Consider the following 16,045-nt stretch of genomic DNA (forward strand, 5'->3'; position numbering starts at 1 on the left):
AAACCAGTTTTTAGATTTCTCCAAAACTTCAATTAAAACAATAATAATTGGAAGCGAATGAAAAAAAATAGTCTAAAGATTTTGTGCCTTTTGTTTTCCGTTGCAGCTATTGCACAACAGCCAAAAGCAAAAAAGGAATTTACAACTAGTGGAAAAAAAATAACCGTTTACACCACAGCAGAAAACTCAAAGCTGAGATTAACTTCTACAGATAATCTGACTTTTTCTGCATCAAAACAACCTCTAGAAACTGAATTTTCGGTTTTTGTAGAACCAGCAAAAAAGTTTCAGACTTTTATGGGAATTGGAGGCGCCATTACAGATGCAAGTGCCGAAATATTTGCTAAACTTTCAAAAGAAAAACAAGCAGAATTTTTAAATGCTTATTACGATCAGCAAAAAGGAATTGGCTATTCTTTGCTAAGAACAACGATTCAGAGTTCTGATTTTAGCAGTGGAAGCTATTCTTATATCGAAGAAGGCGATAAAGATCTGAAAACTTTTTCTATTGATCATGACAGGCAATATCGTATTCCTTTAATTAAACAAGCTATTCAAAAGGCAGGCGGGAAATTGACAACATATGTTGCACCTTGGTCGCCAAATGCTTTTATGAAAAGTAACAAAAATGTATTAAAAGGAGGAACTTTACTTCCTGAATACTATCAAACTTGGGCAAATTTCTATGCAAAGTTTATAAAAGCCTACGAAAAAGAAGGAATCCCGATTTGGGGAACTTCTACACAAAATGAACCAATGGCAACTCAAACTTGGGAATCTTGTATTTATACAGCTGAAGCTGAAAGAGATTTTATCAAAAATTATCTTGGACCAACTTTGAAAAAAGAAAACTTAGGAGATAAAAAAATCATTGTTTGGGATCATAACCGTGATTTAATGAATTATCGCGCCAACGTAATTTATTCTGATCCAGAAGCAGCAAAATATGTTTGGGGAATGGGATTTCACTGGTACGAAACCTGGTCTGGCGGAGCACCAATGTTTGATAATGTTGCAAAGGTAAATGAAGCTTATCCAGACAAAAAACTAATGTTTACAGAAGGATGTGTCGAGAAATTTAATGCAGCAAAATATCAATTTTGGGGAAATGCAGAACGTTACGGAATCAATATGATTCATGATTTTAACAACGGAACTGTAGCTTGGACAGATTGGAACATTCTTTTGGATCAAAACGGAGGACCTAATCACGTTGGGAATTTCTGTTTTGCACCAATTCATGCCGATACAACAACAGGTGAATTAATCTACACGCCATCTTTTTATTACATCGGACATTTTTCTAAGTTCATTCGTTTAAATGCTGTTCGAGTGAGTACTGCAGTTAGCAGAAGCACTTTATTAAGCACATCATTCTTAAATACTGACGGTACAATGGCAACTATTGTTATGAACCAATCAGCAAATGAACTTACTTATAATTTGATTATTGGAGCCGAAAAATCGGTAGTTAAAATTCCAGCACATGCGATACAAACGCTTGTTTATTAATATTTTGTAGTAAAGCAATGAAGGAGACTAATGCTGAATCATCCAATTAGTCTTCTCTTGCTTTTAATTTAAAACTGTTTTTTAAAACAACATGAAAATAACAACTCAAATATTTTTATCAGCCTTTATCTTAATGCTATTAAGCTGTTTTTCGACAAAACTAACAGCTCAAAATAACAATGCTTCTTCGCTAAAAAACAATAAAATAAAGGTTTTTACTACTGCCGAAAATACTAATTTGAAATTGTCATTATCAAATGATTTTATTTCAAATAACAACACACAACAAAAAGCTACAGTATCGATTATTGTAAATACTGAAAAAACAGACCAAACATTTATCGGAATTGGAGGCGCCATTACAGACGCAAGCGCAGAAGTATTTGCCAAATTATCTCCAAAAAAACAGCAAGAATTTCTAGATGCGTATTACGATAAAAACAAAGGAATTGGTTATTCTTTAGCGAGAACAAACATTCACAGCTGCGATTTTAGCAGTGACAGTTATACTTACATAACAGAAGGAGATAAAGAGTTAAAGACTTTTAATATAGATCACGATCGGAAATATAGAATTCCGTTAATCAAAAAAGCAATTAAAACTGCCGGCGGAAAACTAACCTTATTTGCCAGTCCATGGAGTCCCCCAGCTTTCATGAAAGACAATAATGATATTTTGCACGGCGGCGTTTTATTGCCAGAGTTTGCTCCAGCTTGGGCATTGTATTATGCTAAATTTATTAAAGCATACGAAAAAGAAGGAATTCCGATTTGGGGATTGACCGTTCAAAATGAGCCAATGGCAAAACAAAGCTGGGAATCTTGTATTTACACGCCAGAAGCAGAAAGAGACTTTCTTAAAAATCATCTGGGACCAACTTTAGAAAAAGAAGGATTGGCTTCTAAAAATGTTATTATTTGGGATCATAATAGAGGCGACATGTTAGAGAAACGTGCCAATCTTGTTTTCTCAGATCCTGAAGTTTCAAAATATGCTTGGGGAATTGGTTTTCACTGGTACGAAACTTGGAATGGTGGTCCGCCACAATTCGAATCTGTTGGAAAAGTGCATGAAAAGTTTCCAAACAAAAATTTAATTTTTACTGAAGGATGTGTTGAAAGATTTAATCCAACAAAATATCAATTCTGGGGAAATGCAGAACGTTACGGAATTAATATAATAAACGATTTTAATAACGGAACTGTAGCTTGGACAGACTGGAATATTCTTTTAGATCAAAACGGAGGACCTAATCATGTTGGTAATTTCTGTTTTGCACCAATTCATGCTGACACTACAAAAGACGAACTGATTTTTACACCGATGTATTATTATATTGGACATTTCTCAAAATTCATCAGACCTAATGCTAAAAGAATTATCGAAACAGTAAATGATAAATCTTTATTAAGCACCTCTTTCATCAACTCAGACGGACAATTGATTACAGTAGTTATGAATCAATCTGAAAAACAGATTGTTTATTCTTTAGAAAATCAAAAATCAAAAAATACAATTACTATTCCGGCACATGCGATACAAACTATTGTGTATTAATTGCGCAACTAACTAAAAAACCACTAAAAATGAAATTGACTTTAAACAATACCATAAAAGCATTTTTCTTTATGGCAGCCGTAATGGCTCAGGTAAAATGTTCTTCATCAAATGATGCTGTAGAAAATCCACCAGTCGTAAACCCGCCAGTTGTAAATCCGCCTTCAACAACCAATGATGTTGATTTCTGGCTTACAAAAGGCGATCAAAGCGTTTTATTGACAAAACAAATCGGAGTTTTAGGATTTGGAACTACTGTAAATTCGAACACAAACATAGAAGTGAATGCTTCTCAAAAATACCAGACCATAGACGGTTTTGGATATACTTTAACGGGAGGAAGTGTAGAAGTAATCAATCAATTAAATGCTACAAGAAGAACGGCTCTTTTGCAGGAACTTTTTGGTACTGGAGAAAATTCAATCGGAGTAAGTTATTTAAGAATTAGTGTTGGAGCTTCAGATCTTGATGCAGCGCCTTTTACTTATAATGATCTTGCAACAGGAGAAACAGATTTGAACCTAGCTAAATTTAGTTTAGAAAAAAATAAAGATCTAATTGCGATGTTAAAAGAAATCATAGCAATTAATCCTAAAATTTTAATCTTAGCAACTCCTTGGACAGCGCCAGTTTGGATGAAAGATGTAGCTAGTTTTAAAGGAGGAAAATTGAAAGCGGAATATTATAATGTGTACGCTAAATATCTTGTAAAATACATTCAGGAAATGAAAGCTGCCGGAATTACAATTGATGCTCTAACTCCTCAAAACGAACCTTTGCATGATGGAAATAATCCAAGTATGTATATGTCTGCGGCAGATCAGGCAAGTTTTATTAAAAACAGTCTTGGGCCAGCATTTAAAGCTGCAAATCTAAGTGTGAAAATCATTGCTTACGATCACAATTGCGATAATCCAAATTATCCTAAAGCAGTTTTGGCAGATGTTGATGCATATCCTTTTGTTGACGGATCGGCTTTCCATTTATATGCAGGAGATATTAGCGCATTGACAAATGTTTACAATGCATATCCTTCTAAAAATGTATATTTTACAGAACAGTGGACTTCGTCTGAAGGTCAATTTGCTGGTGATTTAAAATGGCATGTTAGAAATGTAATTATCGGTTCTACTAGAAATTACAGTAAAAATGCTTTAGAATGGAACGTAGCAAATAATGCTAATTTTGGACCTCATACGGATGGTGGCTGTACAATGTGTAAAGGCGCAATCACAATAACATCAACAGATAGTTATATGCGTAATGTAGCGTATTACATTATTGCTCATGCATCAAAATTTGTTCCGATGGGATCGGTTAGAATTCAAAGTAATTCTGGAGGAGATTTACAAAATGTAGCTTTTATTACACCTTCAGGTTCTAAAGTTTTAATTGTTGAAAATGACGGAACTTCAACGCAAAGTTTCAATATTAAATACGATGGAAAATGGGTTGCGACTTCTTTAGCAGCAGGTTCAGTAGGAACTTATACTTGGAAATAAATTTCATAAGGAAGAACTAATATAATTAAAGCCGTAATTAAACAATACGGCTTTAATTTGGAACTATTTTGATTTTGTTCTCAACAAAAACGAAAAATAAAATAAAATTATCTATATTGATAATCAGTTTACTAACTCAACCACTTAAACTAATAAACGATGAAAATGATTAATCTTGTAAATAGAGCGGGTGTCTTTACGCTTATCCTATTATTTGTTTTTCAATCTTGTAGCAGCAGCAATGATACCGGTGATGATACTCCCGTAAATCCTGCGCCAACAAATCTAACTATTCAAGTTGATGTTATTGGAAAAACGGCAGAAAACCCAAACGGAGATGGAAGCGGAAAAATAAAACTTACGCTAAATGCCACAAATGCACTATCGTATAAAGTGCTAATTAATAACGAACTTAAAGAAATTACAACTGGAGAATTAACATATGAGTTTACAGCTTCTGGAACTAATAATTATCCAATTTCTGTTTCGGCATATAACGGAACGAAATTTATAAACACTTCAACTACTGTAAATGTTTTTGTAGCAAGAAAAATTATCTGGGCTGATGAATTTAATGTTGACGGAGCTCCAGATACTTCTAAATGGGGTTACAACACAGGAACTGGTGATGGCTGGGGGAATAATGAATTACAATATTATACTACTCGTTCTGAAAATGTAAAAATCGAAGGAGGCCTTTTAAAAATTACAGCCATCAGAGAAGATTATATGGGAAGTAAATATACTTCAACTAGAATGCTGACAAAAGGTAAATTTTCATTTAAATATGGAAGAGCCGAAGTTCGCGCAAAACTGCCAGCTGGAGGCGGAACATGGCCAGCATTCTGGCTTTTAGGCGATAATATTGATACAGTTCCATGGCCAGGCTGTGGAGAAATAGATATTTTAGAATCTGTTGGAAATAATCCAAATGTGATTCATTCTTCATTGCATTCACCTGGACGTTCTGGAAATACGCCAGATACAAAAACGACGACAGCTCCAAATTCGACTACAGAATTTCATATTTACGCAGCTGAATGGAGTGCAGAAAGTATCAAATTCTTTGTAGATGACAATTTGTTTTACACTTATAAAAATTCAAGTACAACTCCTTTTAATGCCAATTTCTTTGTTATCATAAATTTTGCAATGGGAGGAAATTTTGGAGGAGCAGTCGATCCAAACTTCAAAAGTGCGACTTACGAAGTTGATTATGTAAGAGTCTATAATTAACAACCTGTTTGTTGTGATTAAAAAATAAACACATAGAAACATAGTTATTTCTTTATCTGAAATAGAAAACAAAAAGAAACTAGTTTCTAACACATAGTTTGCTATGTTTATTAATGCAAATGAAATGCCTTTCTGAAGTTGCAAAGACTATGTTTCTATGTGTTAAAAATAATCACATCAATTGATTAATTAACATAAGTTTTAAGTTAAAATTTTTCTGTAAAGTCTAGGAAAAACTAGCTTTACAGATTAAAATTTTTTAACATGAAAAAGATAAACAAACTTGTTTTAGCATTCCTATTTCTTTTAGCCGGAAATTTATTTTATGGTCAAAACCTAAAAATTATGACCTATAATATTCGTCTAGATGTAGCATCTGATGGAGAAAATGCATGGCCAAAACGAAAAGATTATTTTAATGCGCAAATAGGTTTTTACAGTCCAGATATTTTCGGAGTTCAAGAAGCAACACCAAATCAAGTAACAGATATTGCATCGGCTCAGCCAAAGTATAATAGATTCGGAATCGGAAGAGAAGAAAACGGATTGGGAGAAGCTTGCACGATTTATTACAAAAAAGATCGTTTTAAAGTAGAACAATCCAATACTTTTTGGTTGTCAGAAACGCCAAATGTAGTTTCAAGAGGTTGGGATGCCGCCTGCAACAGAGTTTGTACTTACGGACTTTTTAAAGATTTAAAAACAAAAAAAACGTTTTGGGTTTTTAATCTTCATTTAGATCATATGGGAGAAGTAGCTCGAGTAAAAGGTGTTCAGCTCGCTCTTTCAAAAATAAAAGAACTGAATTCTAAAAATTATCCTGCTTTTTTAATGGGAGATTTTAACTCAGAACCAGACACAAAACAGATTGCCGAAATCAAAAAAGTAATGGATGATACTAAAGAGGTTTCTAAAGAAAAACCTTTTGGACCATCAGGAACTTTTAATGATTTCAAACATAATGAACCCGTAACATTATTATTAGATTACATTTTTGTATCCAAAAATAGCGGACTCACAATTCAAAAACACGCAGTGCTAAGTGATTCTAAAGATTTAAAATATCCTTCGGATCATTTGCCTGTTTTAATAGAAATAGATTAAATGAAAAACTTCAACAAAAAACTTCAAATCCTAGTTTTACTGCCTCTTATCGCAATGCAATTAAACTGCGGATCTTCAAAAAACGCAGTTGCTAATTTAGGAAAAGTTGAATCTTGGATTACTACAACAGACGAAACTTCAAAACTTAAAAAACAACCTGATTTGACTTTTAGTTCAGAAACAAATTCAAATCAGACTATTGAGGTAAATCCGTTAGAGAAATTTCAAACCATAGAAGGTTTCGGATTTTCGTTAACTGGAGGAAGCGCTCAAGCAATTATAAAACTGGACAAATCAAAAAGAGAAGCATTGCTTCAGGAATTATTTTCAAGAAAAAATGATGCAATTGGTTTAAGTTATATAAGAATAAGTATCGGAGCATCTGATTTGAATGAAAAAGTTTTTTCGTATGATGATTTACCAGAAGGACAAACAGATATGAATTTGGAACACTTTAATCTTGGTCCAGATTTAAATGATGTGATTCCGGTTTTAAAAGAAATTTTAGCTATAAATCCTAAGATTAAAATAATGGGTTCTCCGTGGTCACCACCAGTTTGGATGAAAGACAACGGAAGTTCAAAAGGCGGAAGCTTACAGCCAAAATATTATAAAGTGTATGCGCAATATTTTGTAAAATACATTCAAGAAATGAAATCTCACGGAATTGCAATCGATGCGATTACTCCACAAAATGAACCTTTACATCCAGGAAACAACCCAAGTTTATTAATGTTGGCAGAACAGCAGGCAGATTTTATCGGAAATCATTTAGGTCCCGCTTTCGCGAAAGCAAAAATCAAAACCAAAATCATTGTTTACGATCATAACTGTAATAAGCCAGAATATCCTTTGACGATTTTAAAAGATCCAATAGCAAATCCTTATGTTGCGGGCTCGGCTTTTCACTTGTACGAAGGAGATATTAGTGCTTTAACTACAGTTCATAATGCTTTTCCGAATAAAGATTTGTATTTTACCGAACAATATACAGGAACAGGAACTAATTTTGAAACCGATCTGAAATGGAGTGTAAAAAATGTAGTAATTGGTTCGATGAGAAATTGGAGTAAAAATGCACTTTCGTGGGGATTAGCTAATGATGAAAATTACAAACCTTTCACGCCAGGTGGATGTTCAACTTGTAAAGGTGCTTTGATGATTGATCAAAATCAGAACATTAAAAGAGAAGTAGGGTATTATATTGTCGGGCACGCTTCTAAATTTGTTCCAGAAGGTTCTGTAAGAATTGGAAGTAATATTGCAGGAGATTTATACAATGTGGCTTTTAAAACTCCATCAGGACAAACCGTTTTAATTGTGGAAAATGATGGAGCTTCTTCAGCAACATTTAATATTAAATACAATCAAAAACAAACCACAACCTCACTAAACGCAGGTGCAGTAGCTACTTACGTTTGGTAAAAAATTAAACTTATGAAGAAAGTAACCACGATTACGCTGTTTATGCTTTCGCTTTTTGCGTCGGCACAACAGCAATCAATAGATCAGAAAGTAAATGATCTATTGAAGAAAATGACAATTGAAGAAAAAATAGGTCAGTTAAATCAGTACACTGGCGATAATCAGGCAACGGGGCCAATTACAATTAATCCGAACAAACAAAACGAGATTAAACAAGGTTTAATTGGTTCGATGCTAAATGTTATCGGAACAAAATATACTAGAGGATATCAAGAATTGGCCATGCAGTCAAGACTTAAAATTCCGTTGTTGTTTGGACAAGATGTAATTCACGGTTACAAAACAACTTTCCCTCTTCCGTTAGCAGAAGCGGCAAGCTGGGATTTAGAAGCAATTGAGTTAGCGGCAAGAGTTGCAGCTACTGAAGCTTCGGCAAGTGGTATTCACTGGACGTTTGCGCCAATGGTAGATATCGGTCGTGATCCTCGTTGGGGACGTGTAATGGAAGGAGCTGGTGAAGATACTTACTTGGGTTCTAAAATTGCTTATGCAAGAGTAAAAGGATTTCAGGGAAATAAATTAGGCGATTTAAACTCTGTTATGGCCTGCGTAAAACACTTCGCTGCTTATGGAGCTGGTGTTGGAGGTAGAGATTACAACTCTGTAGATATGAGCGAAAGAATGCTTCTAGAAACATATTTACCGCCATTTAAAGCGGCAGTAGACGCTGGTGCTGCAACATTTATGAATTCTTTTAATGATATCAACGGAATTCCTGCAACTGGGAATGCGCATTTGCAAAGAGATATTTTAAAAGGAAAATGGAACTTTCAAGGTTTTGTAGTTTCAGATTGGGGATCAATAGGAGAAATGGTAGCACATGGATATTCTAAAGATCTTAAAGAAGCTGCTTATGCCGCTATTACGGCAGGAAGTGATATGGATATGGAAAGTAATGCGTACCGTAAACATTTAGCAGAGTTAGTTAAAGAAGGAAGAGTTTCTATTGATTTGGTTGATGACGCTGTAAGACGTATTCTTCGCAAGAAATTCGAATTAGGTTTATTTGACGATCCTTATAGATATTCGGATGAAAAACGTGCAGAAAAAGCATTAAATAATCCAGAGCACAGAAAAGCTGCACTTGAAGTGGCGCAAAAAAGTATCGTTTTATTAAAGAATGAAAACCAGACTTTACCGATTTCTAAAAGCACAAAAACAATTGCTTTTATTGGTCCAATGGTAAAAGAATACAAAGAAAACATGGGATTCTGGTCTGTTGAACTTCCAGAAGTGGATTACAATAAATGGATCGTTTCGCAATGGGACGGTGTGCAAAATAAGGTGGGTAAAAACACTAAATTATTGTTCGCAAAAGGATGTGAAATAGAAGGCACAAACAAAGATGGTTTCGCAGAAGCAGTTGCAACAGCAAAACAAGCAGACGTTGTTATTTTGAGTATTGGTGAAAGACGCGATATGAGTGGCGAGGCAAAAAGCCGTAGCGACCTTCATTTGCCTGGTGTTCAGGAAGATTTAGTAAAAGCGATTCAAGCTACAGGAAAACCAGTTGTGGTTTTAGTTAACGCAGGAAGACCTCTTGTTTTCAATTGGACAGCAGATAATGTTCCAGCAATTCTTTATACTTGGTGGTTAGGAACTGAAGCAGGAAATGCAATTGCTAATGTTTTATTTGGAGATTACAATCCGTCTGGAAAACTGCCAATGACTTTCCCAAGAGAAGTAGGGCAGGTGCCTATTTATTACAATCATTTTAGCACAGGAAGACCAGCAAAAGATGAAAATTCAACCAACTATGTTTCAGCTTATATTGACTTAAAAAACTCTCCGAAATATCCTTTTGGATACGGGTTAAGCTACACCACTTTTGATTATTCTGGATTGAAATTATCTTCAACAAAAATAAAAAGCAATGAAACCATTAAAGTTTCTTTTCAATTGAAAAACAGCGGAAAAGTTGCAGGCGATGAAGTAGTTCAGTTGTATCTGAAAGATAAATTCGGATCTGTTGTAAGACCAGTTTTAGAATTGAAAGATTTCCAAAAAGTCAAATTAAATGCAGGAGAATCTAAAACAATAGAATTTACAATCGACAAAGAAAAACTTTCTTTCTACAATAACAAATTAGAATGGGGAACTGAGCCAGGAGATTTTGAAGTTATGATTGGAACTTCTTCCGCAGATATTAAACTAAGATCAGATTTTGAATTAGTAGCAAATTAAAAAAAAGGGACTTTTAAAGTCCCTTTTTTTATACCGTTATTTAGACAAAAAAAAGCCTCATTAAAAATGAGGCAGCATTATAAATTATTAACAGGGTAACAGGTTATTTTAAAACAGTATTTACAAAATCCATAGCACCAATTCCTTTATAAGAGGCATACAGGGCTTTATCAAAAGCTTCTTGTTTTGCCTTTTTATTTTTGGCGTCAGTTTCAACAAACATTTCGTTGAAAATTCTCTCTTGTTCGGCGCTATATTTTAAAGAAGCTTCCAAAAGATACGTTTTAGATACAAATCCGAAAGAAGTCCAGATTCTAGTTCTAATTTTTTTGTTGATGTTTTTTAATGAATTGGTAATCATAACTACTACATTTTTACTTTCTACACTCACTTTGAAGAAAAATGGGGACAGCTTGTATTATTTTTCTTTATTTTTAATTAAAATCTAACAATTAAAATCATTAATGTGTTATTATGACGCAATGTAATTATTTTTTTTAAATTTGACTTTAAATTTTAGTTAAATTGTGATTTGCACACTTCTATATTTTTTTGAAAAATAGCACGAATTTGTAAAAATGAAGTAAATTGCTCAGTTATTAAGAAAGATTTATACTCAATTGAATGTTAAAAGACATTATAGATAACAATGAAAATTACCAGCCTGGACTTTCAATAGATTGTGTGATTTTTGGTTTTCATGACAATCAGCTTAAAGTTTTATTGATAAAAGTAGAAAGAGCAAATAAATGGTCTTTACCCGGCGGATTTATTCCGGTTGATCAAGATATAGATACGGCCGCCATTACGGTATTAAATAGTAGAACTGGAGTTGAAGGTATATTCTTAAGGCAATTTGCGACCTTTGGGAAAGTAAATCGTAACCATCAGCATTTTGATAAAAAAACGTTGGAATATCTTCAAATTGAAGAAGAAAAAGGAAAATGGTTAATGCGTCGTTTTGTGACAATTGGCTATTATGCATTGGTTGATTTTTCTAAAATTTTGCCAAATCCAACAGGGAGAATGGAAATTGTAGAATGGATTGATCATAAAGAGGTTCCAGAACTTATTTTAGATCATCGTGAAATTTTAGACAAAGCTCTAGACACTTTGAGAATAGAATTGAATTTAATGCCAATTGGATATAATTTGCTTCCAGAAAAATTTACAATTCCAGAACTGCAAAAATTATATGAAACCATTTTGGACAAAAAACTCGACAGAAGAAACTTTCTCAGAAAAATAACAAATATTGGAATTCTTACTAAGCTTGACGAAAAGAAAAGCAACGTTGCGCACAAAGCTCCAAATCTGTATTCTTTTGATAAAGAAAAATACGACGAGGTTCTGAAGAATGGATTAAATCAAGGTTGGTAATTAAAGTTTAACTTTAAAATTGAGATTATGGTTGCTATTGAAGATTTTAGAAAAATTGCTTTATCGTTTCCAAATGCAACCGAAGAACCTCATTTTGAGAAAACCTCTTTTCGAATCAAAAAGAAGATTTTTGCCACTTTTGATGAAAAAAATAATCAAGCCGTTTTAAAATTAAACGAAATAGATCAATCCGTTTTTTGCTCGTCAAGCGACAAGATTTTCTATCCAATTCCGAACAAATGGGGCAAACAAGGATGGACAATTGTCGAACTGTCTAGAGCAAGACCCGAAATGTTTGAAGACGCCTTAATTCGTTCTTAAAATGTTGCCTCAAAAAAGAAGTAAATTTCTATCTTACAATAGTTCTAAAAGTCAAATTAACCCTCGGTTTTTGAGTAGTTTTTGTTGGAGGAAGTCGATGCAGCCAATGCGTTTGGGTTTCCTCTTTCATTACCAATAAACTGCCGTGTTCTAAAATTAAAGAAACCGTTTCTTTAGATTCTTTATGTTTGAAAGCAAACTTACGCTCGGCGCCAAAACTTACAGATCCAATTGCACCATTTTTCTTCAAATCTTTTTCGGCGTCGCTATGCCATGCCATTCCTTCTTCGCCAGAATGATATAAATTCAACAGACAAGAATTAAAAGTTTCGCCTGTTTTTTCTTCAATGATTTTCTTTAATTCTAAAAGTTCTTTTGTCCAAGGCAAAGCTTTTTTTGTCGTATTTGAATAAGTGTACTCAAATTCCTGATCGCCATACCAAGCTACTTTTCGTTTAGTTAAAATCAATTTTCCAAAAATAATCGCTTCGTCATTTTTCCATTCAATTGTATTTAATAAAATATCGCGATAGAAATCTGACTCTTCTCTCGAAAATAATTTTCCATAATAATTCACAGTTCCATCTTTCGGAAGCAAATTAGTATTTTCGTCTGTTTGCGGATTAAATAAGTCCATTTTTCCAGTTTTGATATTCGGTTTTCATACAATGTCCGCAAGGTCTAAAGCCGTTTTTTTGGGCTTCCATTTCGGAAGAAAAGAAAACCCGATTTTCTCGTTTCATTCTTTTTCCCGAAGAACATTTTAAAGTTCCGTAGATTTTTAGTTTTTGGTTTCCACCGAAACAAATCTCCGCATTTTTAATTTTATTTCGAAGTTCTGAATCTGAAATTTCTATATGTTTTACCATTTATTTTTTAGTTGCAGAGGTTCAAAGTAACAAAGAGACAAAGGTTCTCAATCTTTGTACCTTTGAACTTTTGTCTCTTTGTCACTTAATTTAACGCATCATGAAAAATAATACCTAATGTATATCTTTCTCCCGAATGAACTTCGCTTACGCCGTGTTTCATATTGACACGATAATATCCTTTCGTTCCTTTCACAGGTCTGAAATTGGTTGTAAAAACCAAAATATCTCCTTTCTTTGGCTTCAAAACAATAGCTTTTGATTGTGCTCTTGGAGTTTGTTGTGTTAAAACAAATTCTCCTCCAGTAAAATCTTCATCTGGTTCATTAAGAAAAAGGACAATTTGAATTGGGAAATAAACATCGCCATACAAATCTTGATGTAAAGTATTGAAACCGCTTTCGCCATATTTTAAAATTAAAACTGTCGCTTTCAATTGATTATTGTCATGACATTGTTTTAATAATTCTGAATGTGTTTCTGGAAAAATGGTATTTATATTCAAAACTTTCATCCAAGAATTGGCAATCGGAGCGAGTTTTGGATAAATTGAAGTTCTAAGATTTTGAATCAAATCAGGTAGAGGATAATTGAAATATTTGTATTCGCCTAAACCAAATCGATATCGTTCCATTACAACCGTTTTTCGATATAAATTCGGATTATCATAGTCGAATTTTAAGTCTTCGCATTGTTCGTTATTCAAGACATTCGGAATAATAGCAAAGCCATTTTCGTGCATAGATTCGGTGATGCTTTCCCAATTTTGAGAAGCAATTATTGTTTGTGTATTTTGCATGAGTATTTTAGATTAAGATTTTTTTCCCCACGAATTACGCGAATTACACAAATTTTCCTTGTTGTTGATAAAAATTAATTCGTGCCAATTGGTGTAATTCGTGGCGATAAAATAATACATTAGACGCACTGCGGTGCGTCTCTACAGATATGCTGTATGTAATTTTAAATTGTTGAATTTACCTGCGCGCCTTCCCAGCCAATAATTGCCGTTTTTCGGGTATTTCCCCACATGTAACCGCCGAAAATTCCTGAAGATTGAATTACGCGATGGCAAGGAATAAGAAATGCAACTGGATTACTTCCAATTGCGGTTCCAACCGCGCGAGATGCATTTGGTTTTTGAATTTGATTTGCAATAGTTCCGTAGGTATAAAGTTGTCCCATAGGAATTTTTAAAAGTGTTTCCCAAACCTTTAACTGAAAATCAGTTCCTTTTAAATGCAGTTTTATTTCAGATAATTTGCTCCAATCATTTTGGAAAATGAAAAGTGCATTTTGCTGCGTTAAATCTAATTTTTTAGAAAAAGTTGCATTCGGAAATTTATTTTTTAAATCATGAAATCCGATCGCTTCATCTTCGGCGAAAGCCATAAAACAAACGCCTTTTTGAGTCGAAGCCACAATTATATTCCCAAACGGACTTTCAGCAAAACTGTAATTTATGTCTAGATTTTTACCTCCATTTTTATATTCTGCGGGCGTCATTCCTTCAATGTTTACAAATAAATCATGGAGACGGCTTGTTCCTGAAAGTCCAGTTTCGTAAGCTGTTTCAGAAATGGTGGCTTGGTTTTCTTTCAGTAATTTTTTGGCATGTTCCAAGCTGGTATACTGCAAAAATTTCTTCGGACTCGTTCCCGCCCAATCGCTGAAAAGTCTCTGAAAGTGAAACGGACTCAAATGTACTTTTTCCGCCACTTCATCAAGATTGGGCTGCTCCTTAAAATTGGCTTTGATATAATCGATGGCATCTGCAATACGATTATAATTAATGTTTTCCTGTGTATTCATCTTCATACAATTTTATAAGACAAAGATCGATTGGTTTTTGCAGGTATAAAATCTGAAACTTGCTGAGTTTTTTTTAACCGCAAAGAGCGCTAAATTTTTTAATCTCACAAAGACGCAGAGTCGCAAAGTTTTTTTCAAAGTATATCATTCTGAGCGAAGTCGAAGAACCGTAAAGTAACTCTACAATGATAAGCAAAATTAAAAAGTAAAATTTCAAGTTTTTGCGAGATTTATAAAGTTACTTATAATTCTTTTGCATTTTATAATTGATAATTTCAACTCCTTTTACAATGTTTTTTTGTTCTGCTTTTACAAAGAATGCGTTCTTTTCAAAAAATCCTTTTGCGGTTATACTTACATCCGAAGTTATAATTTTTGAATCCTGATTTTTAGCTTCAATTTCTAATTCGTTAAAAATCTTTTGAGCAATTCCTTGTCGTTGAAAATCTTTGTGAATGAAAAATAAATCAATATAATTGTTGTTTTTCAAAGTTCCGTAGCCAACGATCTGTTCTTCTATTATGGCGAGCAAAACAAATTGTTTTTCGATAACATCAACCCAGCGTTCTGTGATTTTTACTCCAGAAACCCAGGCATTAATTTGATCAGGATTATAGTCGTTTTTACAAACAGATTGAATAGTCTGGACAAACAATTCCTGTATTTCATTTAAATCTAAAATGGTAGCTTTTCTAAAATGCATTTTTTAGTTTTAAAATTAATGTGCTGCAGTTTTAGAAAAAACATTTATAACAACAACTCCAATTATAATCAATGCTAAACCAATAATCGCTGGTAAATCAGGAATTTCTTTGAAGAAAATAGCGCCAATAATTGTGATTAAAACAATTCCGACTCCAGACCAAATGGCGTAGGCAAAACCAACAGGAATTGTTCTAATAGCAAAACTCAAACAATAAAATGCCCCACAATAACCAATAACAGTTATAATGCTCGGAATTAGTTTGGTAAATTCTTCCGATTTTTTTAATGCTGAGGTCGCAATAATTTAGAAGATAATGGCAGTAAATAAAAATAAAAAATTCTTCATGTTTCCTTTTTTACAAAGTTAAGCTTTGTAC

General features: G+C 33.5%; 16 protein-coding genes. 9 read left to right on the forward strand and 7 right to left on the reverse strand.

The features are described from left to right. The first annotated feature begins 57 nt into the window (after positions 1 to 57). The 7 genes from LL966_RS16035 to LL966_RS16065 all read left to right on the forward strand — a co-directional run bounded on the left by LL966_RS16035 (position 58) and on the right by LL966_RS16065 (position 10,581). Positions 58 to 1,512, forward strand: coding sequence for a glycoside hydrolase family 30 protein (locus LL966_RS16035; protein ID WP_229354644.1), 1,455 nt, complete (start codon positions 58 to 60; stop codon positions 1,510 to 1,512). A 91-nt stretch (positions 1,513 to 1,603) separates the two neighbouring features. Beyond that, the gene (locus LL966_RS16040) at positions 1,604 to 3,070 is read left to right on the forward strand and encodes a glycoside hydrolase family 30 protein (protein WP_229354646.1); all 1,467 of its coding nucleotides are present in this window, start codon (positions 1,604 to 1,606) and stop codon (positions 3,068 to 3,070) included. Positions 3,071 to 3,099: 29 nt separating this feature from the next. Continuing rightward, positions 3,100 to 4,572: a glycoside hydrolase family 30 protein gene (locus LL966_RS16045; protein WP_229354648.1), complete on the forward strand. Its 1,473-nt coding sequence runs from the start codon at positions 3,100 to 3,102 to the stop codon at positions 4,570 to 4,572. A 159-nt stretch (positions 4,573 to 4,731) separates the two neighbouring features. Beyond that, a complete protein-coding gene (locus LL966_RS16050; RefSeq protein ID WP_229354651.1) occupies positions 4,732 to 5,808 on the forward strand; it encodes a glycoside hydrolase family 16 protein in 1,077 nt (358 codons plus the stop codon). A gap of 264 nt (positions 5,809 to 6,072) precedes the next feature. After that, positions 6,073 to 6,912, forward strand: coding sequence for an endonuclease/exonuclease/phosphatase family protein (locus LL966_RS16055; protein WP_229354653.1), 840 nt, complete (start codon positions 6,073 to 6,075; stop codon positions 6,910 to 6,912). Beyond that, positions 6,913 to 8,337, forward strand: coding sequence for a glycoside hydrolase family 30 protein (locus tag LL966_RS16060; protein ID WP_229354655.1), 1,425 nt, complete (start codon positions 6,913 to 6,915; stop codon positions 8,335 to 8,337). A gap of 12 nt (positions 8,338 to 8,349) precedes the next feature. After that, positions 8,350 to 10,581 (forward strand): glycoside hydrolase family 3 N-terminal domain-containing protein, encoded by a 2,232-nt coding sequence (locus LL966_RS16065; RefSeq protein ID WP_229354657.1) that lies wholly within the window; start codon positions 8,350 to 8,352, stop codon positions 10,579 to 10,581. A 103-nt stretch (positions 10,582 to 10,684) separates the two neighbouring features. On the opposite strand, the gene LL966_RS16070 is transcribed toward LL966_RS16065, so the two are convergent. Next, on the reverse strand, positions 10,685 to 10,942 hold the full coding sequence (locus LL966_RS16070; protein WP_229354659.1) for a hypothetical protein: 258 nt from the start codon (positions 10,940 to 10,942) through the stop codon (positions 10,685 to 10,687). A 263-nt stretch (positions 10,943 to 11,205) separates the two neighbouring features. On the opposite strand from LL966_RS16070, the gene LL966_RS16075 reads away from it, so the two are divergent. Beyond that, a complete protein-coding gene (locus LL966_RS16075) occupies positions 11,206 to 11,961 on the forward strand; it encodes an NUDIX hydrolase (RefSeq protein WP_229354661.1) in 756 nt (251 codons plus the stop codon). A 27-nt stretch (positions 11,962 to 11,988) separates the two neighbouring features. Then, complete coding sequence (locus tag LL966_RS16080) at positions 11,989 to 12,282, forward strand: MmcQ/YjbR family DNA-binding protein (protein ID WP_229354663.1); 294 nt, start codon at positions 11,989 to 11,991, stop codon at positions 12,280 to 12,282. Positions 12,283 to 12,310: 28 nt separating this feature from the next. Here the strand turns inward: LL966_RS16080 and LL966_RS16085 are convergent, their stop codons facing one another. The 6 genes from LL966_RS16085 to LL966_RS16110 form a co-directional block, all read right to left on the reverse strand. Continuing rightward, positions 12,311 to 12,919: an alpha-ketoglutarate-dependent dioxygenase AlkB family protein gene (locus tag LL966_RS16085; protein ID WP_229354665.1), complete on the reverse strand. Its 609-nt coding sequence runs from the start codon at positions 12,917 to 12,919 to the stop codon at positions 12,311 to 12,313. After that, positions 12,906 to 13,151: an Ada metal-binding domain-containing protein gene (locus LL966_RS16090; RefSeq protein ID WP_229354668.1), complete on the reverse strand. Its 246-nt coding sequence runs from the start codon at positions 13,149 to 13,151 to the stop codon at positions 12,906 to 12,908. Before LL966_RS16090 ends, LL966_RS16085 begins: the two co-directional genes overlap by 14 nt. Before the next feature lie 85 nt (positions 13,152 to 13,236). Then, complete coding sequence (locus LL966_RS16095; RefSeq protein WP_229354670.1) at positions 13,237 to 13,950, reverse strand: 2OG-Fe(II) oxygenase; 714 nt, start codon at positions 13,948 to 13,950, stop codon at positions 13,237 to 13,239. A 164-nt stretch (positions 13,951 to 14,114) separates the two neighbouring features. After that, positions 14,115 to 14,963 (reverse strand): bifunctional helix-turn-helix domain-containing protein/methylated-DNA--[protein]-cysteine S-methyltransferase, encoded by an 849-nt coding sequence (locus LL966_RS16100; RefSeq protein WP_229354672.1) that lies wholly within the window; start codon positions 14,961 to 14,963, stop codon positions 14,115 to 14,117. Between the two features lie 238 nt (positions 14,964 to 15,201). Continuing rightward, positions 15,202 to 15,666, reverse strand: coding sequence for a GNAT family N-acetyltransferase (locus LL966_RS16105; protein ID WP_229354674.1), 465 nt, complete (start codon positions 15,664 to 15,666; stop codon positions 15,202 to 15,204). 15 nt (positions 15,667 to 15,681) lie between these two features. Further along, complete coding sequence (locus tag LL966_RS16110; protein ID WP_229354786.1) at positions 15,682 to 15,972, reverse strand: DMT family transporter; 291 nt, start codon at positions 15,970 to 15,972, stop codon at positions 15,682 to 15,684. Positions 15,973 to 16,045: the final 73 nt, after the last annotated feature.

Source organism: Flavobacterium chungbukense, from assembly GCF_020805785.1.
In the GTDB taxonomy this organism is placed as follows: domain Bacteria; phylum Bacteroidota; class Bacteroidia; order Flavobacteriales; family Flavobacteriaceae; genus Flavobacterium; species Flavobacterium chungbukense.